Source organism: Bradyrhizobium sp. AZCC 1588, from assembly GCF_036924735.1.
Lineage (GTDB): Bacteria > Pseudomonadota > Alphaproteobacteria > Rhizobiales > Xanthobacteraceae > Bradyrhizobium.
This window is the reverse complement of sequence record NZ_JAZHSC010000001.1, coordinates 2,515,116-2,533,661: the sequence shown is the minus strand read 5'-3', so window position 1 is coordinate 2,533,661 and position 18,546 is coordinate 2,515,116. Positions and strand designations below refer to the sequence as shown.

Annotated in this window: 18 protein-coding genes; 12 read left to right on the top strand and 6 right to left on the bottom strand. The window is 61.9% G+C overall.

All coding sequences use genetic code 11. The annotated features are described in order from the left end of the window. The first annotated feature begins 38 nt into the window (after positions 1–38). From V1277_RS11870 to V1277_RS11850, 5 genes are all read left to right on the top strand, one after another. On the top strand, positions 39–857 hold the full coding sequence (locus tag V1277_RS11870; RefSeq protein ID WP_334416306.1) for an alpha/beta fold hydrolase: 819 nt from the start codon (positions 39–41) through the stop codon (positions 855–857). A 36-nt stretch (positions 858–893) separates the two neighbouring features. Further along, entirely contained in the window at positions 894–1,412 is a 519-nt protein-coding gene (locus V1277_RS11865; RefSeq protein WP_334416305.1) for a DUF309 domain-containing protein, read from the top strand. Positions 1,413–1,518: 106 nt separating this feature from the next. After that, positions 1,519–3,207, top strand: a complete 1,689-nt coding sequence (boxC, locus tag V1277_RS11860; protein WP_334416304.1) for a 2,3-epoxybenzoyl-CoA dihydrolase — start codon at positions 1,519–1,521, stop codon at positions 3,205–3,207. 159 nt (positions 3,208–3,366) lie between these two features. Beyond that, a complete protein-coding gene (gene boxB / locus V1277_RS11855; RefSeq protein ID WP_334420342.1) occupies positions 3,367–4,803 on the top strand; it encodes a benzoyl-CoA 2,3-epoxidase subunit BoxB in 1,437 nt (478 codons plus the stop codon). Positions 4,804–4,929: 126 nt separating this feature from the next. After that, entirely contained in the window at positions 4,930–5,214 is a 285-nt protein-coding gene (locus tag V1277_RS11850) for a hypothetical protein (protein WP_334416303.1), read from the top strand. 165 nt (positions 5,215–5,379) lie between these two features. On the opposite strand, the gene V1277_RS11845 is transcribed toward V1277_RS11850, so the two are convergent. Together V1277_RS11845 and V1277_RS11840 are read right to left on the bottom strand one after the other, a co-directional pair. Next, positions 5,380–6,180: an SDR family oxidoreductase gene (locus V1277_RS11845; RefSeq protein ID WP_334416302.1), complete on the bottom strand. Its 801-nt coding sequence runs from the start codon at positions 6,178–6,180 to the stop codon at positions 5,380–5,382. 209 nt (positions 6,181–6,389) lie between these two features. Further along, positions 6,390–7,448 carry a polysaccharide deacetylase family protein gene (locus tag V1277_RS11840; RefSeq protein ID WP_334416301.1) on the bottom strand — a complete coding sequence of 353 codons (1,059 nt, stop codon included), beginning with the start codon at positions 7,446–7,448 and terminating at the stop codon, positions 6,390–6,392. A gap of 168 nt (positions 7,449–7,616) precedes the next feature. On the opposite strand from V1277_RS11840, the gene V1277_RS11835 reads away from it, so the two are divergent. The 5 genes from V1277_RS11835 (at position 7,617) to V1277_RS11815 (ending at position 12,296) form a co-directional block, all read left to right on the top strand. Continuing rightward, complete coding sequence (locus tag V1277_RS11835) at positions 7,617–9,011, top strand: OmpA family protein (protein WP_334416300.1); 1,395 nt, start codon at positions 7,617–7,619, stop codon at positions 9,009–9,011. A gap of 2 nt (positions 9,012–9,013) precedes the next feature. Continuing rightward, a complete protein-coding gene (locus tag V1277_RS11830; protein ID WP_334372336.1) occupies positions 9,014–9,310 on the top strand; it encodes a hypothetical protein in 297 nt (98 codons plus the stop codon). A 277-nt stretch (positions 9,311–9,587) separates the two neighbouring features. Then, a complete protein-coding gene (locus tag V1277_RS11825; RefSeq protein ID WP_334372337.1) occupies positions 9,588–10,646 on the top strand; it encodes a lysylphosphatidylglycerol synthase domain-containing protein in 1,059 nt (352 codons plus the stop codon). A 46-nt stretch (positions 10,647–10,692) separates the two neighbouring features. Beyond that, positions 10,693–11,994: an ATP-binding protein gene (locus tag V1277_RS11820; protein WP_334416299.1), complete on the top strand. Its 1,302-nt coding sequence runs from the start codon at positions 10,693–10,695 to the stop codon at positions 11,992–11,994. 92 nt (positions 11,995–12,086) lie between these two features. Beyond that, positions 12,087–12,296, top strand: a complete 210-nt coding sequence (locus V1277_RS11815) for a GDCCVxC domain-containing (seleno)protein (RefSeq protein WP_334416298.1) — start codon at positions 12,087–12,089, stop codon at positions 12,294–12,296. Between the two features lie 67 nt (positions 12,297–12,363). Here the strand turns inward: V1277_RS11815 and V1277_RS11810 are convergent, their stop codons facing one another. The 4 genes from V1277_RS11810 to V1277_RS11795 all read right to left on the bottom strand — a co-directional run bounded on the left by V1277_RS11810 (position 12,364) and on the right by V1277_RS11795 (position 15,125). Beyond that, positions 12,364–12,900: a hypothetical protein gene (locus tag V1277_RS11810; RefSeq protein WP_334416297.1), complete on the bottom strand. Its 537-nt coding sequence runs from the start codon at positions 12,898–12,900 to the stop codon at positions 12,364–12,366. Continuing rightward, positions 12,897–14,099, bottom strand: a complete 1,203-nt coding sequence (locus V1277_RS11805; protein WP_334416296.1) for an MFS transporter — start codon at positions 14,097–14,099, stop codon at positions 12,897–12,899. The genes V1277_RS11810 and V1277_RS11805 overlap by 4 nt, the downstream gene beginning before the upstream one ends. Positions 14,100–14,181: 82 nt before the next feature. Further along, positions 14,182–14,508 carry an ArsR/SmtB family transcription factor gene (locus V1277_RS11800; protein WP_334416295.1) on the bottom strand — a complete coding sequence of 109 codons (327 nt, stop codon included), beginning with the start codon at positions 14,506–14,508 and terminating at the stop codon, positions 14,182–14,184. Between the two features lie 146 nt (positions 14,509–14,654). Beyond that, positions 14,655–15,125, bottom strand: coding sequence for an ArsR/SmtB family transcription factor (locus V1277_RS11795; RefSeq protein WP_334416294.1), 471 nt, complete (start codon positions 15,123–15,125; stop codon positions 14,655–14,657). A 225-nt stretch (positions 15,126–15,350) separates the two neighbouring features. Between V1277_RS11795 and V1277_RS11790 the strand changes: the two genes are divergently transcribed. Then, positions 15,351–15,872 carry an arsenate reductase (azurin) small subunit gene (locus tag V1277_RS11790; protein ID WP_334416293.1) on the top strand — a complete coding sequence of 174 codons (522 nt, stop codon included), beginning with the start codon at positions 15,351–15,353 and terminating at the stop codon, positions 15,870–15,872. Between the two features lie 15 nt (positions 15,873–15,887). Next, positions 15,888–18,350: an arsenate reductase (azurin) large subunit gene (locus V1277_RS11785; protein WP_334416292.1), complete on the top strand. Its 2,463-nt coding sequence runs from the start codon at positions 15,888–15,890 to the stop codon at positions 18,348–18,350. Positions 18,351–18,546: the final 196 nt, after the last annotated feature.

The following is an 18,546-nucleotide window of genomic DNA, read 5'->3' as shown; positions in this document are numbered from 1 at the left end:
GGAGCTCACCGCGCCGTGTTGTGAGGGGAGCGGTTACAATGACAACCCTAACCCCCTCAGGCTTCCTCACGGTCGGCGCCTCCCATCTCGAATACCGCATGATCGGTCCGTCGCCCGAGCACGCGCCTGTTATCGTGATGCTGCATGAGGGGCTCGGGTCGACAGGCCTGTGGGGCGACTTTCCGGACAAGTTGCAGGCCGCGACCGGCGCGGGCGTGTTCGTCTATTCGCGCGCGGGCTACGGCGCATCGACGCCGGTAAAACTGCCGCGGCCGCTCGACTACATGCATGTCGAGGCGCTCGACGTGTTGCCAAAACTGCTCGACAAGATCGGCTTTCGCCGCGGCCTGCTGCTCGGCCATTCCGATGGCGCTTCGATCGCGGCGATCTATGCGGGCTCGCATCAGGATCACCGCGTGCAGGGCCTCGCGCTGATCGCCCCGCATTTCATCGTCGAGGATATTTCGGTGGCGTCGATTGCGGCGATCCGGACCGCCTACGAGACCACGAACCTGAAGGGCAAGCTTTCGCGCTGGCACAGGGACGTCGACAACGCCTTCTATGGCTGGAACGGCGCATGGCTCGATCCTGATTTCCGCAACTGGGATATTTCCGAATACCTCGCCTATATCCGCGTGCCGGTGGCGATCGTGCAGGGCGTGGACGACCAATATGGGACCATGCGCCAGGTCGAGATCGCGCAGGAAGAATGCTATTGTCCGGTCGATGTGACTGTGATTCCGGGCGCGGGACATCAGCCGCATCGCGAAACGCCGGAGGCGACGCTCGATGCGATTTCGGAATTCGCAAAGGCGGTGTTGCACACAGGTAGCGGCTCGCAGGGACGGGCCGCGTAAGGCTTTTGTTCATGCGCTTGCCGAGGCGCCGTTCCGATGACCGCGCCGCCCGCAGGCATCGGTCATCTGCCGCTGCCGCGATGGGCTTATGTGCCCGGCCAGTCCAAGGAAGCCGCCGCCGATTACGAAACGCTGGCACAGATCGCAGCGCTGGTGCCGGCGCGCTTCCAGGGCTACGTGCCGGCGCGCCACCCGGCGCTGCGCTACGGCATGGCGCTCAACGACCACGGCTACTTCTGGGAGTCGCAGGAGATCCTGGAAGCGGTATGGGCGGCGGCGCCGCAGGGCGGCCGCGAGCGGATTTTGCTGCGAGCCTGCATCCTGATCACGACCGCCAACCTGCGGCTGCGCATGCAAAAGCCGCACGTCGCGGTGCGGCTATTCGGTGAAGCGTTCGGCGAACTCGAGGCGCTTGGTATGCGCAATGTCGGCGGCGACGGCTTTGCCGACAGCTTTCCGGTTGCGGCGCTGGCCGGCATCATCAAGGCCAAACTGGAGCAGCCGCAGCTCGCCAAGGCCGATTGCGTGGCCTTTGCGGCCGCCGGCCGAACATGAAACAAAATGCATGTTCCGGCGTTTTAGGCTAGACTCATTCAAGAACATGAACTATTGTGCATGCAACGAACCAAACAAATCCTGAGAAAACGACAGAGGGTGGCTCATGGCCGGTGAAGATCGCGTCCTTGCGGGGGGAGCGAAATACATCGATTTTCAAACCGATCCGTCGCGCTACCGTCACTGGAAGTTGGCGGTGGAGGGCGTGGTCGCAACCCTCACCATGGACGTCGACGAGAATGCCGGCCTGTTCGAGGGTTATCAGCTCAAGCTGAACTCCTACGATCTCGGGGTCGACATCGAACTCGCCGACGCCGTGCAGCGGCTGCGCTTCGAACATCCTGAAGTGAAGGTGGTGGTGATGCGTTCCGGCAAGAACCGCGTGTTCTGCGCCGGCGCCAACATCCGCATGCTGGCGGGTGCGACCCACGCCCACAAGGTCAATTTCTGCAAATTCACCAACGAGACTCGCAACGGTCTGGAAGATTCATCGGAAAACTCCGGGCAGCGCTTCATCACCGTCGTCAACGGCACCGCGGCCGGCGGCGGCTATGAGCTGGCGCTCGCGACCGATCACATCGTCATGGCCGATGACGGCGCCGCCGCCGTGGCGCTGCCGGAAGTGCCGCTGCTCGCGGTGCTGCCGGGCACCGGCGGACTGACGCGCGTGGTCGACAAGCGCAAGGTGCGCCGCGACCATGCCGACTTCTTCTGCACCATCGAGGAAGGAATTAAAGGCAAGCGCGCCGTCGCCTGGCGGCTGGTCGATGAAATCGCGCCGAACAGTAAGCTGGAGGCCAAGGTTGCCGAGCGCGCCAAGGAATTTGCCGCCAGCTCGAAGCGCAACGGCAGTGGCAAGGGCATCACGCTTGCGCCGCTCAATCGCACCATCGACGAGGCCGGCATCCGCTACGGCTTCGTCAGCGTCGATATCGACCGCGCGGCGCGCATTGCGACCATTTCGATCAAGGCGCCGGAGGCCGCGCCGCCCGCCGATATCGACGGCCTGATCGCGCAGGGCGCGTCGTTCTGGCCGCTCCAGGTGGCGCGCGAACTCGATGATGCAATCCTTCACTTGCGTATCAACGAACTCGAAATCGCGATGCTGGTGTTCAAGTCGCACGGCGACCCGGCCACTGTGGTCGCTTGCGACGCCTTCCTCGAAGCCAACAAGGCGCACTGGCTGGTCAACGAGATCAGGCATTATTGGAAACGGGTGTTGAAGCGCATCGACGTTACCTCGCGCACGCTGGTGACGCTGGTCGAGCCCGGCTCCTGCTTTGCCGGCACGCTCGCCGAACTCGTGTTCGCCGCCGACCGCTCCTACATGCTGATCGGCTCACGCCAGGGCGACAACCGCCCGCCGCCGGCGATCCAGCTCACCGCGCTGAATTTCGGCCCCTACCCGATGAGCCACGGCCTGACCCGCCTGCAATCGCGCTTCCAGGCCGATCCGTCCGATCTGGAACGCGCGGAGGTCACCATCGGCACCACTCTCGACGCGGAGGAAGCCGAAGAGCTTGGCCTGGTCACCTTCGCGCTCGACGACATCGATTGGGACGACGAGGTGCGGGTGTTCCTGGAAGAGCGCACATCCTTCTCGCCCGACGGCCTCACCGGCATGGAAGCGAATTTGCGCTTCGTTGGTCCCGAGACCATGGAATCGAAAATCTTCTCGCGCCTCACGGCGTGGCAGAACTGGATCTTCCAGCGCCCCAACGCGGTCGGCGAAGAAGGCGCGCTGCGCCGCTACGGCACCGGCCAAAAGGCGCAATTCGATATGACGAGAGTTTAGGCCCGTGTCCCGGGCGCTGCGCGGCACGCTTGTGACGCGCTGCAGAACCGGGACCCACCTTAGCCACCGAAATAGGTCCCGGCTCTGCGGTGCATCGTGAAGAACGCTGCACCGCGTCCGGGACACGAGACCGAACCACGGGAGGCCCCAATGAATTACATGAACGTCGACTATTCGACCAAAATCCCCAACAACGTGAATCTCAGCGAAGACCGCCAAGTGCTGAAGGCGCTGGAGGGCTGGCATCCCGGTTACATGGACTGGTGGGGCGACATGGGGCCGGAAGGTTTTCAGCAGTCGCTGGTTTACCTGCGCACCGCCTATTCGGTCGATCCGCGCGGTTGGGCCAAGTTCGACTACGTCAAGATGCCGGAATATCGCTGGGGTATCCTTCTTGCTCCCCAGGAAGAGAACCGCGTCATTCCCTTCGGCGAAAACTACGGCAAGCCGGCCTGGCAGGAGGTCCCCGGCGAACATCGCGCCACGCTGCGCCGCCTGATCGTGATCCAGGGCGACACTGAGCCTGCCTCCGTCGAGCAGCAGCGCCATCTCGGCAAGACCGCGCCCTCGCTCTACGACCTGCGCAACCTGTTCCAGGTCAATGTCGAGGAAGGCCGCCATCTCTGGGCGATGGTCTATCTCCTGCAGAAATATTTCGGCCGCGACGGCCGCGAGGAGGCCGACGATTTGTTGCGTCGCCGCTCGGGCGACGCGGATTCCCCGCGCATGCTCGGTGCCTTCAATGAGGCGACGCCGGACTGGCTGTCGTTCTTCATGTTCACCTATTTCACCGACCGCGACGGCAAGATGCAGTTGCACTCGCTCGCGCAATCCGGCTTCGATCCGCTGTCGCGCACCTGCCGCTTCATGCTGACCGAAGAGGCGCATCACATGTTCGTCGGCGAGACCGGCATCAGCCGCGTCGTGCAGCGCACCTGCGAGGCGATGAAGGCGGCCGGCATCACCGATCCGACCGATGTCACCAAGGTCCGCGCGCTCGGCGTGATTGACCTGCCGACCATCCAGAAGAAGCTGAACCTGCACTATTCGCTGTCGCTCGATCTCTTTGGTTCGGAAGTCTCGACCAACGCGGCGAATGCCTTCAATGCCGGCATCAAGGGCCGTTACAAGGAAACCCAGATCGACGACGACCACCAGCTCAAGAACGCCACCTATCCGGTACTCAAGCTGATCGACGGCGTGATCAAGCGGGTCGACGAGCCGGCGCTGACCGCGCTCAACATGCGGCTGCGCGACGACTACACGCAAGATTGCGTCAAGGGCATGCTGCGCTGGAACAAGGTGATCTCGACTGCGGGCTATCAGTACAAGCTGACCCTGCCGAACGTCGCGTTCCACCGCCAGATCGGCGAGTTCAAGGACGTCCATGCGACGCCCGACGGCGTCCTGATCGACGACGCCACCTGGAACCAACGCAAGGGCGAATGGTTGCCTTCGTCGCAGGACGGCGACTTCATCGCCTCGCTGATGAAGCCGGTCACCGAAGCCGGCCAGTACGCCTCCTGGATCTCGCCGCCGAAAGTCGGCATCGACAACAAGCCCGGCGATTTCGAGTACGTGAAGATCGAAACCTGAAGCATGATCCGGAAAAGTGGAAACCGGTTTTCCGAAAAGATCATGCTCAAATCAAAGAGATGGAGGGGGATGACATTTCGAAGAAAAGTCATCCCGCTCTAATCCCCGCAATCGGGGAGCAGTAACATGGACCCCGACCGCGACCTCGAACAACTAAGCCGCGACCAATTGGTCGCGGAGGTGAAGCGCCTCAGAGCAGGCATCCGCGCGCACCGCGACAGCACCGGTCACGACCTGTGCTGGCATCATCCCAATCTCTGGGGCCTGTTGCCCGAGCGCGTCACGCCCGAAGTGGCTGTCCCGCCTTGGCCGAAATTCCTGCGCGGCTGCGTGCGCTATCGCGAAGCGCTGGAGCGCGAACTGCCCAACGCGCCGAAGGCTGATGTCGAATATGATAAGGACGAGCCGTGAGGGCACGAAAGTCGCGCCTTCCATGCAAGCTGTCATCACCCGCGAAAGCGGGTGATCCAGTAAACTCCGACTTTAATTGCAGAAACACTGTGGCAACCAATTGAGGCCGCGCCGTACTGGATACCCCGCCTTCGCGGGGTATGATCGCTGCTGGTCTGTTGGCGCCTACCCCGCAATCTCACTTCCCGCCGTGGCATACACCACGCCGCCATCCACCGCGATCGTATTGCCGACGACATAATCCCCCGCGCGCGAGGCGAGATAGATCGCGACACCCGCCATGTCCTCATCGGTGCCGATGCGCCGCGCCGGAACGCGTTTTGCCACCGCGTCGGCCTGGTCGCGCGCGGCGCGGTTCATGTCCGATGCGAAGGCGCCCGGCGCGATCGCGGTGACATTGATATTGTCCTTGATCAGCTTGGCCGCCATGCGCCGCGTCAGATGAATCACCGCAGCCTTGCTTGCCGCATAGGAATAGGTTTCCGTCGGGTTGACGAAGATGCCGTCGATGGAGGCGATGTTGATCACCTTGGCGGGACGATCGGGCGAGGCCGCCGCGCGCAGCGGTTTCGCCAGCGCCTTGGTCAGGAAGAACAGCGACTTGACGTTGAGGTTCATCACCTTGTCCCAGCCACTTTCGGGAAACTCGTCGAATTCCGCGCCCCACGCCGCGCCGGCATTGTTGACGAGGATGTCGAGCTTCGGCTCGAGCTTGATGATTTCACCAGCCAGCTTTTCGCAGCCTTCGACCGTCGAGATGTCGATCGGCAGCGCGATGCATTCGCCGTCATAGGCGGCGGTGAGTTCTTTGGCAGTCGCCTCGCAGGGACCTGCCTTGCGCGCGGTGATGTAAACCTTCGCCGCGCCCTGCGCGAGAAATCCGGCCGCGATCATCTTGCCGATGCCGCGCGAGCCGCCTGTCACCAGCGCGACGCGGCCGTTGAGCGAGAAAAGATTCTTGGACATTGCGTTCCTCCATTTGCTTTGCCGGAGGTTTTGGGCGTGGGAGCAGAGCGAGTCAAGAAAGGTGTGTCCTTCCTTCTCCCCTTGTGGGAGAAGGTGGCGCGAAGCGCCGGATGAGGGGTTCTCTCCGCGGAAAGAACCCCTCATCCGTCTCGCTGCCGCTTCGCGCCAACGATCCACCTTCTCCCACAGGGGGAGAAGGGAAGTAAGGACTACGCCGCGTCGATGCGGCGAAAACCGTTCCACATCGCGGTGGCGGCGCCGGAGGTCAGGACGGGGATGATCCGTTCGTCCTGGTAGTTGCCGTTCAGCGAGATCCGCTGCAGCGCCGTGAGGTGGCCGGCGCTTTCGGGGAAGATCATGCCCGGCCGCGTCGTGACTGCCGTCTTGAATCCCGCCGCCTTCGCCAGGGCGAATTCGCGCTGGCCCGCGGCGATCCGGTCGCCATAGGGATAGGCGAGATGAAGCACCGGCCGCTGCAACTTAGCTTCGATCCGCGCGCGGCTTTCGGTCAGTTCGAGCCAAACGGTCTCTTCGCTCTGCCGCGCCAGATTGCAATGCGTGATCGTATGCGCGCCGATCGTCACCAAGGAATCGTCCGCGAACGCCTTCAATTCTTCCCAGGACATACAGAGATCGCGGGCGATGAGAGACTCGTCGACGTCATGGCGCGTGCATAGCGCGGAGATTTCGCGCTGCAGGTCGTGCTCGCCCGGCAATCGACGCAGCCAGTCGTGCACGCGGTCAAAGGCGGCCTGCTTGGCTGCCGGCGTCGAGGTATCGAGGCGGATTGCTGTGTCGCCGATCGGGACTTCGATCGAGGTAGTCTTGGCGATCGCCTTTTCGAGCGCGACCCACCACAACCTTCCGGTGCCTTCGACGAAATCGCTCGTGACGTAAACGGTGAGGGGCGCGTCAAACTCACGCATCACCGGCAAAGCGTAATCGCGGTTGTCACGATAGCCATCGTCGAGGGTGAAGCAGGCAAAGCGCCGCGCGAAATTCCGCTTCTGGAGTCGCTGACGCACCTCGTCCATGGTGACGATGTCGACGTCGAGCGCGCGAAGATGCGCGAGCATCGCGCGCAAGAACTCCGGCTCGACTTCGAGATGATGATTGGGCTGAAACTCGCCGTCGCGGCGCGGACGGACGTGGTGCAGCATGAAAATGATGCCGACTCCTGCGAAGATTGGTCGCAGCAGGTGGTGCGCTCCGGAGAAGTACAGCGCTTCCAGCCCGGCCCGAATGACGGTGTTGCGAAGCAGTTTCATCGAGATGCAGGGCTGCCCGGTTAATTACGGGGACGAAACTAGCGACAGACGGCTGAAGAAACTGTTAGCCGGACCGATTTCCGTCTCCTTTCGCGCCTGCGACATTTCGGGTTTGACAGCCCCGCAAGGGTTTGTTTTCTCTCCGTTCCGGACCCGGCGGGAACTCGAATGCGCGGACTTTTCAAGTGGAGTAGCAAATGGTGGCCGGGTGTCATTCCGTTGGTCATCTGTTGGGCTATCGCGGCCTGGACGAGCACCGAACCGCTGGAAATCGATCTGGCGCAGCGTTCGGCCGCAGCCCTCAAGGGCACCATCCTCGATAAACGGCGGATCTCGGTCGAAGGCCGCGACGTGACCCTGGCCGCAGACGCATTCTCGGAAGACGGCCGGCAGAGTGCGGTGGCTTCGGTGGAAGCGGTGCCGGGCGTGCGTTTGGTTAACGACGAAACCCGGCTCGTTCCCGAAGCCAGGCCGTTCGTCTGGTCGGCTGAACGCGACGTCGTCCGGGTAACGCTATCGGGTAGTTCGCCCCTGCCGGCGAGCAAGGGCCGGCTGATGGAGGCGGCTCGCGCCAGCCTCGGCGGCGTCGAAGTGGTCGACCGGACGAATTTGTCGCGCGGGGCGCCGCCTCGTTTCGATAATGCCGCGCTGTTGCTGATCGACCAGATCGGCAAGCTGAAGGACGGCAAGATCACGCTGTCGGACACCACGGTCAGCCTGTCCGGCATGGCACGCGAACTCGGCGGCCGCGAAGCCATTGCCGCCGCGCTGAAAAATCTGCCCGAGGGCTTTTCGATCGCGGCCAACGAGGTCAAGGCACCGCCTTACATTTTCCAGGCCTACAAGGATCCCGTCGCGGTAACGCTGACGCTGACCGGCAACGTGCCCGACAACAACGTCCACGCCGCGCTGGTGGCGGCGGCGGGGCGCAAGTTCTTCAGCGAAAAAGTCGTCGATAACCTCAAGACGAGCATCGGCGCGCCCGCAGGCTTCGCCAACGCGGTGGTACCAGCGCTCGGCGCGCTGTCGCGGCTGTCGACCGGTACGCTCGTCGTCTCCGACCGCGAGGTGAAGCTGTCGGGCGATGCGCTCTATGAAGCCGCCGCCAGTCAGATCCGCGCCGGCCTCGGCAAGGACTTTCCGCAGGGCTGGCAGTTCAAGCCGGAAATCTCGGTCAAGCCGGCCGCGGCGCCGGTGGATGCGACGGTCTGCCAGCAATTGTTTACCGAGCTGCTCGGCAAGGCCCGGATCCGCTTCGAATCCGGCAAGGCCGACATCGTCGCCGATTCCGCCGGTCTGCTCGATCGCCTGATCGAAACCGCGTTGCGCTGTCCGGCCGCCAATATCGAAATCGCCGGACATACCGATACCGACGGCGACGAGGCGGCCAACCAGGCGCTGTCCGAAAGGCGCGCGCAGGCGGTCGCCGACTATCTGGTCAAGGCGGGATTACCCGCCAACCGCTTCAGTGCGGTCGGCTACGGCTCGACGCAGCCGATTGCGCGCAACGAGACCGACCAGGGCAAGGCGCAGAACCGCCGTATCGATTTCGTGGTGAAGTGAGCATGGCCTATCTGACCACATTCTACTGGGGCTGGCTCCTGGCATCGGTGCTGCTCGGCTTCGGCATGGGCTGGATATCCGTGGTTCAGCACGGCGAAGGCATCTCGCGGAAATGGCGGTGGGCGCTTTCGGCTTTGGTCGCGGCGCTGGTCGCAGCCGCGCTCGCTCGCATTGTGCCCGGCCGTTTCGGCTACTGGCTCGATCTCGGCCTGATCATGTTCGCACTCTATCTCTGCGGTTGTGCGATCGGATCATTGTTGCGCAACTGGGTGGTCTCGCGCACCGCGCCGCCGGCCTGACTGCATCATGAGCCGGCCAGCATCACCGCCGTCATCGTCACGGGTTGTTGACCGGTCCCGGCTATGGTCCGAAACTCCCATCGGGCGGCGGGAATGCAGAAAAACTGTGCTACCGCCGTCATCAACTTCGCCTAATATGTTGAAGAAGCGCGTTTTATTGTCGTCAGACGAATTCCACTTCGGCCCAAAACGCGCTACCAGAGGGGCAAGGGAGCCGCGTAGCGGCGGCGGGGTTCGCGCCATTGCCGTCGTCGCAGAAGCGCAATTCGAGGTGTAGATGCTGGAAGCAATACGCAGGGCAACTTCGTTTCTGCGCCAGAAACAGGTCCTGCATAAGCTCGGGGTCCTTATCAGCATCACGGTCATCGCCGTTGCGTGCTACGTGCTCTATCACATGCTCCGCGGCATCGACACCAACGAGGTGATCGACGCCATCAAGGGCACCGAGCCGCGCCGGATCGCGCTGGCGGCCCTGTTCGTGGCAGCAGGCTATTTCACGCTGACCTTCTATGATTGGTTCGCCGTCCACGCCATCGGCCAGCACCACATACCCTACCGCATCAACGCGCTGGCTGCATTCACCTCCTATTCGATCGGGCACAATGTCGGCGCCAGCGTCTTCACCGGCGGCGCGGTGCGCTACCGGATTTATTCGGCCTGGGGGTTGAACGCGATCGACGTCGCCAAGATCTGCTTCCTGGCCGGACTCACCTTCTGGCTCGGCAATGCCGCGGTATTGGGACTGGGCATCGCCTACCACCCGGAAGCCGCCGCCTCGATCGATCAACTGCCGGCCTGGCTCAACCGCGTTGCGGCGTTCGGAATCATCATCGCCCTGGTCGGCTATGTCGCCTGGGTCTGGGCCCAGCCGCGCGGGGTCGGCCGCGGACCGTGGACGGTCACCCTGCCGGGCGGCCCGCTGACGCTCCTGCAGATCGCCATCGGCATCGTCGATCTCGGCTTCTGTGCGCTGGCGATGTACATGCTGGTGCCGGACGAGCCCGATATCGGCTTTGTCGTCGTCGCGGTCATCTTCGTCTCGGCCACGCTGTTGGGATTCGCCAGCCATTCGCCGGGCGGGCTCGGCGTCTTCGATGCCGCCATGCTGGTCGGCCTCTGGCAGATGGACCGGGAGGAACTGCTCGCCGGCATGCTGCTGTTCCGTGTCCTCTATTATATCGGCCCTTTTGTCATATCTGTAATCTTGCTGACGCTTCGGGAGATTATCATCGGCGCGCGATCGAAGCGCCTGCGCCAGTTGGCGTCTGCCGCCGACCCCGAGCCGAGGCATGAGGCCCCCGTCTATGTGCGCGAGCGTGGAGACACCGGCGCCTGATGATGTGGCGGGCGCCTCGCGAATAGCGGAAGGAAAGCCTGCGTCCATGGCGATAGACGATTCGAACTCCTCCTCCTTCTTTGCACCGTGGCCGGACCGGTTGCGGCATTCGGCCATCATCCTGTTGGCCGCCGGGCTGGCGCTGTGCGCGCTGGTGCTGTTGGCCGATCTCTCGCTGGCGCGTGCGGTAGCGGTCTTCATCTGCATTGCCGCCGCAGCACTGGTGCCGTGGCGGCTGCATGATACCGCCGGTTCCCGCGAGGATGTCCGCGCCGTCAGTCCGGTTGAATCTGCTGCCGTCAGCGCGGTCGTTGCCGGCATGCCGGACCCGGCCGTGCTGCTCGACCGCGCCGGCCGCGTCATTCATCTCAATGCGGCGGCGGCCCAGCTCGCGCCAGCGCTGCGCAAGAACGAACTCGCCCAGTTCGCGCTGCGCTCTCCCGAGATCATCACCGCATTGCGCGAGGCGATCGCGACCAGCGAGCCGCGCCGCGCCAACTATCTCGATCAGGTGCCGGTCGACCGCTGGATGGAACTGGTCATCACCCCGGTGCCGGTGCCGACGCTGTTCGGCGGCACCGAACGATGCATGCTGATGACCTTCCACGACCAGACGCCGCTGCGGCGGGTCGAGGAAATGCGCGCCGATTTTGTCGCCAATGCCAGCCATGAGCTGCGCACGCCGCTCGCCGCCTTGTCGGGCTTCATCGATACGCTGCAGGGCCCGGCCAGGGATGATGCCAAGGCGCGCGAGCGCTTTCTCTCCATCATGCATGCGCAGGCAACGCGGATGGCGCGGCTGATCGACGACCTGCTGTCGCTGTCGCGGGTCGAGCTGTCGGCGCATGTCCGCCCGGAAGCTTGTGTCGATATCGTGCCGATCATTCGCCAGGTCGCCGACGGGCTGGAGCCGTTGGCCAGGGAACGCCAGGTCGCGATCGAGATCGCCCTGCCGGAGGCGCCGGTCGCGATTGCGGGCGATCGCGAGGAACTGCTGCGGCTGTTCGAGAACCTGATCGAGAATGCGCTCAAATATGGCGCCTCCGGCGGGAGGGTGATCGTCTCGCTGAATCAGGTCGCCTCGGGCGAGGGCGCGCCGGAAGTGCGCGTCACGGTCCGCGATTTCGGGCCGGGCATTGCGCCCGAACACCTGCCGCGGCTGACCGAACGTTTCTACCGCGTCGATGTCGGCGACAGCCGCGCGCAGGGTGGAACCGGGCTCGGTTTATCCTTGGTGAAACACATTCTTAACCGCCATCGCGGCCGGCTGTTGATCGAAAGCGTGCCGAAAAATGGCGCCACCTTCACCGCCTGTTTTCCCCCGGCGAAGCCGCTCGCTGAGCGCTAGGGGGTAGTGCCTCGGTTTGAAATCTGTCCGGCTGAAGGTCGCTCGTCTAACTAGACGTTGGGGCACATTTTACGGAAAGCGCGGGACACGCGATGGAGCTTCAATCAACTCTGACTTGCCCAGCCTGCGGACATCAGTCCACCGAGACCATGCCAACGAACGCCTGCCAGTTCTTCTACGACTGCAGCGGCTGCGGAGAGAGGCTTCAGCCGCTTCCCGGTGATTGCTGCGTTTTCTGCTCATACGGCACAGTGCCGTGCCCGCCGATCCAGGAAAATAACAGGGGCGCTTGCTGTAGCTGAGGCTGAACGTCGGCACAGATCGGGCGGCTGAGCGCATAGTCAGCAAAGCGTGTCGCATCTGGCCACATTAGCTGGAAACCTCGATGCGCGCTCGCGCGAGCGGATGCCAAAGAAGCGCGCGTATGATGAGCGGTATGCCGAATGCGAGAGGTATCGCCCAGTACATAAAATGTGGCAATTCTTTCCAGATCGGCAGTTGCTTTCCGTTATCGACGTAAAAAGCAATAACCATCAGGGTATACGACATACCCATGCCTGCGATGTGGAGCTTAACCCAGCCTCGCCACCGCTGCCTGAGCGCTTCGCGCCCGCCCCAAGCGAAGGCGAACGACATCGCTCCAAGAATAAACAAGTGATAATTTTCGTCCCAGCGCATAAGCGACAGGAATGTCGCAGACGCGAACAGCGCCAGTAGACACCAGAAATAGATCGTTCCTAACTTCGAATGACGGCCGCGACGCTTCTCGCTCAACATCGCGATGGCGCCAATACCAACACACGCAAGGCCAAGGGGGATATGCAATCTGAAAATGACTGTCAGAAAGACAGGATCGGTCGAGGGAATCTCGATGCCCGCCACAACGGTTGTTTCCTGTGCCGTCATGACATTCGCTCGGTCATCGGAGATGGAATCGCCATCGTATTTGCCGTCGCTGACGGGCAACTGACGACGAAAGCTGCCGCCCCGCACATGAGGGAGAGCCCGCAGCAGATCGTCAGCACGGCTACGTAGCTTTCCGTCCAGTCGATACTTGCAGCGAAGGGAAGGGGCCCCAATGCTGCACCCGCGACACCGAACACAAACGAAGTTCCTCTGATTGCGCCCAGATGATCACGGCCAAAATACTGTGCGTAGCCGGCGGCGTTGATCGCCTGCTGCGAACCGTATGCGCCACCCAGGCTCAATGCGTAGAGCCAGCTCACCGCAACGCCGCCGCCGAACGCCGGTAGGGCGGACGCGAGCGCAAGCATGCCCATCGCCAGCGGAACCAGACGTCGTGGTTCATAGCGATCCACCAGAAATCCGGTGCCAATGGTAGCGACAGCCTGTACGCCGCCAGCAAGCGCCAGCAGTGTCAGCGCATCGATGTAGGCTACTCCGGCGGTCTGCATGATCGAGAAGTGATTGAGCAAGAGTGCCGTGCCGACCGCATTGGTCAGGAAACCGGCGGCGCACAACAGCCAAAATACGCCCGTGCGAAGCGCCTGTTGCCGCGAAAACGACGGCTCCGGCCGCGCGTCCTTCACTGGCGGTGCGAGGCCGGCATCCGGGTTGAGGCCAAATTTCTCCGGGCGATCCCAAAACAGCAGAGCGGCAACGGGCAGCATGGTCAGCGCGACAAATCCGGCCAGTGCAAGGTAGGCGCCTCGCCAGCCGAACGACGAAATGAGGAAATCGATTCCTTGCGGAAAGACCATTGATCCCGCCGCGAGCCCGAGACTGGCGGCGGCAGCCGCGATGCCGCGCCGTCGCACAAACCATAGATTGACAACTTGCTGACTCACGAGACTGAGGCCGCCAATGGCAGCGCCACGCAGGAATGCAAAGCCGATCAGCAGCATGAGCACGGACTGAACGCACGCCATGAATGCGCAGGCCAAAGCAAGTCCACCGGCGATGAGGGTGGCAGTGGTCCGTGGTCCTTGCCGATCAATCCAGCGGCCGATCACTGGCGCTGGCAGAATTCCTGCGAGCGTACCGGCGGCATAAGCGATCGAGGCCGTCGTGCGTGAAATGCCGAGTTCGGTAGTGATCGGATCGAAGAAAACGGAGACGCCCGCCGTCTGGCCGGGCACCGTCATGAAGGAGCCGAAAGCGCCGGCCCCCAATATGACCCAGCCGCAGTGAATAGTAGGCAGCTTCGAACGGACCTGCTGCGGTAGGTCAACCCGCACGGCGCGCGGCCTCTGCCGCCAAATCGTCCGCAAACCCTTCGCAACAATGCTCCCGCAAGAACTCGATGATGGAGTCGATGCGATGATATTGGGCGCGGCAAATCACCTGCCGCCCGATCTTTTCCTGAGCGACGAGGCCTGCGGCAACCAGGCCTCGCAGATGAAAGGCCAAAGTCGATGCCGCCAGATCGAGACGGGTTTGTATTTCGCTGATGTTGAGCCCTGGTGGGCCGGCGCGAACGAGCAGCCGATAGATGTCCAGACGAGTCAGGTTGCCTAGTTCGGCGAGGCAGCGTGCGGCGAGCTCTCGGTCCATGGCTCTTCATACTGCTCAGGCACAGAGATTGCAACCATAATACTAGTTTTATGGTGACGTTGGGGGGCAAGCGCAGATCGAATCGCGCGAGCTTTATCGCCTGTTTTCCCAAGTGAAGCCGAGGCCCGACGCCTGAAATCCAGCGATTACCTCTTTCGGGCGCGGGCCGCCGATTGCATCCTTTTTGGCTTCCTCCGGGCTGTGGCCTTGCTTGGTGAAGGCGCGCAGCAAGCGCCCTCAGTCGGTCCATCAAACATGTTGCAAAGCTCGGGATGACCATTGCAGCAATCGTTGACCAGGAATTGGAGAAGCGACTGCATTCCCTCGACATCCGAGCGGTAAACGATGGTGCGACCATCCCGGGCCGCACGCAGCAATCCCGCCCGCACCAAAATGGCCAGGTGCGTGGAGAGCGTATTGTGCGGTGCACCGATCGTTTCGGCGATCACGCCTGCCGTAATGCCAACTGGCTCGTGTTTGATCAGCAGCTTGAAGATAGCAAGACGTGTCGGCTGCGCCAGCGCAGCGAGCGCGGAGATGGCGTGGGGTTCGGTCAGTTGGCTGCCGGTGGGGACGAAGCTGGCGTGACTTGCGGCAGCCAGCATGGATTTGCGCATTGCTTCCTGCTTTCGAACGAGTCGGAATCTTAAACTTTTACCGAATGGTCTGGTGACAGGCTAGAACAATTCCATTATTGAATATGTCGAGATGTCTCGACAGATGGGTTTTTGGCTTCGTGCCGAAAGCGAGAAAGGTCCCACGAGGCATCAGCCGGCCGTGTTACCGGCTGACTGAGGAAACCCGCCGATAGGCGTATCGGCGTAGCCGAGGAGTGAATTACCATGTCGCGATGCGATCGCATGGTCGATGTCGGCCGCCGAAAATTCCTGGGCGGCGCAGGTCTTGCCGCCGCCGGTGCGGCCGCCACCACAATCGTTTCGACGCAAGCCAAAGCCGCCCCGCCCGCCGCGCGCGTCGACTATCCCTCAAACCGGCTCGCCAATGTCGGTGATCTCAAGCTCAACGAGCCAGTGAACGTCTCCTATCCCGACGGAGATGCGCCGGGCGTACTTTTGAAGCTTGGCAAGAAAGTACCGGGCGGCGTCGGTGCGGATGGCGACATCGTGGGCTTCTCGATCGTATGCCCGCACAAGGGATTTCCGCTCAGCTACAATGCGGCCGACAAAACGATGAACTGCCCAGGGCATTACTCCCGCTTCGACTGCGAGGCTGGCGGCCAGCAGGTCTGGGGCCAGGCAACGCAGAATCTCCCGCAATACGTGCTTCGTGTGGACGGCAAGGGTGACATCTACGCCGAAGGCGTGGATGAGCTGCTCTACGGCCGTCTTTCCAATGTGCTCTGAGGGGGAGAAACGTTCATGGCCTACAAGCGTCAAATCGATCGGCTCCCAATCATCCCCGCGGACGCCAAGGAATTCAACGTTACCTGCCATTACTGCATCGTGGGATGCGGCTACAAGGCCTACACCTGGCCCGCCAACAAACAGGGCGGCGTGGCTCCGGGGCAGAATAAATTCGGCACCGACCTCGCCAAGCAGCAGCCTGCCGAAACTGACGCATGGTACGCACCCTCGATGTACAACGTCGTTCGCCAGAATGGCCAGGACGTTCACATCGTCATCAAGCCGGACAAGAACTGCGTTGTGAATTCAGGATTGGGGTCAGTGCGGGGCGCCCGCATGGCGGAGATGAGCTATTCGCAGCAGCGCAACACGCAACTTCAGCGCCTTACCGATCCCATGGTCTGGCGCTACGGGCAAATGCAGCCCACAGGCTGGGACGACGCACTCGATCTGGTGGCGCGGGTTACCGTGGCCGTAATGAACGATATGGGCGAAGATGGAATATTCGTCTCAGCTTTCGACCACGGAGGTGCAGGTGGTGGTTACGAAAACACCTGGGGTACGGGGAAACTCTATTTTGGGGCGATGAAGATCAAGAACATCCGCATCCACAACCGGCCGGCTTACAATTCCGAAGTCCATGCAACCCGCGACATGGGCGTGGGCGAGCTCAACAACTGCTACGAAGATGCCGAACTTGCAGATACGATCGTGGCGGTCGGGACCAATGCCCTGGAAACGCAGACCAACTACTTCCTCAATCACTGGGTGCCGAACCTGCGCGGAGCTTCGCTTGACAAGAAGAAGGCGCAGTTTGGTTCGGAGCCGGTAGATCGGGCAAAAGTCATCATCGTCGATCCACGTCGGACTGTGACGGTCAATGCCTGCGAAGTCGAAGCCGGCAAAGACAACGTCATGCATCTGGCGATCAATTCCGGCACGGACCTGGCTCTGTTCAATGCCTGGATGACCTATATCGCGGAGAAGGGCTGGCTCGACAAAGCCTTCATTGATACGTCGACAACCAACTTCGAGCAGATGAAGGCTGCGAACAAGATCAGCCTGGAGGACGCTGCCAAGATCACTGGCTTAAGCGCTGATCAAATTCGCAGATCGGCAGAATGGATCGCGCAGCCCAAGCCAGGCAACGCCCGTCGTCGAACGATGTTTGCGTACGAAAAGGGACTGATCTGGGGCAACGACAATTACCGGACCAACGGCGCGCTGGTAAACGTCGCGCTGGCGACCGGAAATGTCGGGCGCCCCGGGGGCGGTTGCGTCCGCATGGGTGGCCATCAGGAAGGCTATTCGCGGCCTGCGGATGCCCATGTCGGCCGGCCCGCCGCCTACGTTGATAAGCTCTTGATGGAAGGCAAGGGCGGCGTGCATCACATCTGGGGATGCGACCATTACAAGACGACGCTGAACGCCTTCAAATTCAAGCAGAGCTACAAGAAGCGCACCGACATGGTGAAGGACGCAATGATGACCGCTCCCTATGGGGACCGGCCCGCCATGATCAATGCCATTGTCGGGGCGATCAAGAAGGGCGGACTCTTCGCGGTCGACGTCGACATCGTGCCAACCAAGATCGGTGAAGCGTGCCACGTGTGGCTGCCGGCAGCCACATCGGGAGAAGCCAATCTTACTTCAATGAATGGCGAGCGGCGCATGCGCCTCACCGAGAAATACATGGATCCGCCAGGGCAGGCGATGCCCGATTGCCTGATCGCGGCACGCATCGCCAACCACATGGAGCGGGTGCTGCGTGAGCAAGGCAAGGCCGATATCGCCGACCGCTTCAAGGGCTTCGATTGGAAAACCGAAGAAGACGCCTTCATGGATGGTTATCACAAGCATGAAAAGGGCGGCCAGTTCGTTACCTATGAGCGCCTGCGCGCGGTGGGTACCAACGGTTTCCAGGAACCCGCCGTCGATTTCAAGGACGACAAGATCATTGGCACCAAGCGACTGTTCACCGATGGAAAGTTCGGTACGAAGGATGGCAAGGCTAAGTTCATGGAAACGGCATGGCGTGGCTTGCAAGCGCCGGGCAAGGAAGCCGAGAGCAAGAAATTCCCGTTCCTCATCAATAATGGCCGCGCCAATGTTATCTGGCAGAACGCGTATCTCGACCAGGACAACGAGTTCGTCATGGACCAGATGCCGTATCCCTACATCCAGATGAACCCGAAGGACATGGAGGATCTCAAGCTCAAACAGGGTGATCTCGTTGAAGTCTACAACGACAACGGCTCGACGCAGGCTATGGTCTATCCCACGCCGACTGCCAAGCCGAAGCAAACCTTTATGCTGTTCGCCTATCCGACCGGCGTGCAAGGCAACGTGGTATCGGACGGCGTGAACGAATTCATCATCCCCAATTACAAGCAGACATGGGGAAGCATTCGTAAGCTCGCTGACGCGCCGGAAGGCGTCAAGCATCTCAGCTTCAAGTCGCTCGACTACACGGCCTAGAATTTCGATGTTGATTCCGAGATCAAAGCACGGTCGCTAACAGGGTAGCGACCGTGAGTATCCAGGCTGCGTCCTAACCAGACGAAGCGATGCTCCTGCAAGCCTGTTGCTCCGAGATGAGCACCGAGGAGGCCGGGAACAAATTTGCCTGTTTCCCCAGGCGAACCGCCCTTGCGCTTTTGTAATCCAAAGTAAA

Coding starts and splice junctions, on each gene's coding strand:
- V1277_RS11870 (WP_334416306.1), top strand. CDS start 39: ATGACAACCCTAACCCCCTCAGGCTTCCTCACGGTCGGCGCCTCCCAT.
- V1277_RS11865 (WP_334416305.1), top strand. CDS start 894: ATGACCGCGCCGCCCGCAGGCATCGGTCATCTGCCGCTGCCGCGATGG.
- boxC (WP_334416304.1), top strand. CDS start 1,519: ATGGCCGGTGAAGATCGCGTCCTTGCGGGGGGAGCGAAATACATCGAT.
- boxB (WP_334420342.1), top strand. CDS start 3,367: ATGAACGTCGACTATTCGACCAAAATCCCCAACAACGTGAATCTCAGC.
- V1277_RS11850 (WP_334416303.1), top strand. CDS start 4,930: ATGGACCCCGACCGCGACCTCGAACAACTAAGCCGCGACCAATTGGTC.
- V1277_RS11845 (WP_334416302.1), bottom strand. CDS start 6,180: ATGTCCAAGAATCTTTTCTCGCTCAACGGCCGCGTCGCGCTGGTGACA.
- V1277_RS11840 (WP_334416301.1), bottom strand. CDS start 7,448: ATGAAACTGCTTCGCAACACCGTCATTCGGGCCGGGCTGGAAGCGCTG.
- V1277_RS11835 (WP_334416300.1), top strand. CDS start 7,617: ATGCGCGGACTTTTCAAGTGGAGTAGCAAATGGTGGCCGGGTGTCATT.
- V1277_RS11830 (WP_334372336.1), top strand. CDS start 9,014: ATGGCCTATCTGACCACATTCTACTGGGGCTGGCTCCTGGCATCGGTG.
- V1277_RS11825 (WP_334372337.1), top strand. CDS start 9,588: ATGCTGGAAGCAATACGCAGGGCAACTTCGTTTCTGCGCCAGAAACAG.
- V1277_RS11820 (WP_334416299.1), top strand. CDS start 10,693: ATGGCGATAGACGATTCGAACTCCTCCTCCTTCTTTGCACCGTGGCCG.
- V1277_RS11815 (WP_334416298.1), top strand. CDS start 12,087: ATGGAGCTTCAATCAACTCTGACTTGCCCAGCCTGCGGACATCAGTCC.
- V1277_RS11810 (WP_334416297.1), bottom strand. CDS start 12,900: ATGACGGCACAGGAAACAACCGTTGTGGCGGGCATCGAGATTCCCTCG.
- V1277_RS11805 (WP_334416296.1), bottom strand. CDS start 14,099: ATGACGGTGCCCGGCCAGACGGCGGGCGTCTCCGTTTTCTTCGATCCG.
- V1277_RS11800 (WP_334416295.1), bottom strand. CDS start 14,508: ATGGACCGAGAGCTCGCCGCACGCTGCCTCGCCGAACTAGGCAACCTG.
- V1277_RS11795 (WP_334416294.1), bottom strand. CDS start 15,125: ATGCGCAAATCCATGCTGGCTGCCGCAAGTCACGCCAGCTTCGTCCCC.
- V1277_RS11790 (WP_334416293.1), top strand. CDS start 15,351: ATGTCGCGATGCGATCGCATGGTCGATGTCGGCCGCCGAAAATTCCTG.
- V1277_RS11785 (WP_334416292.1), top strand. CDS start 15,888: ATGGCCTACAAGCGTCAAATCGATCGGCTCCCAATCATCCCCGCGGAC.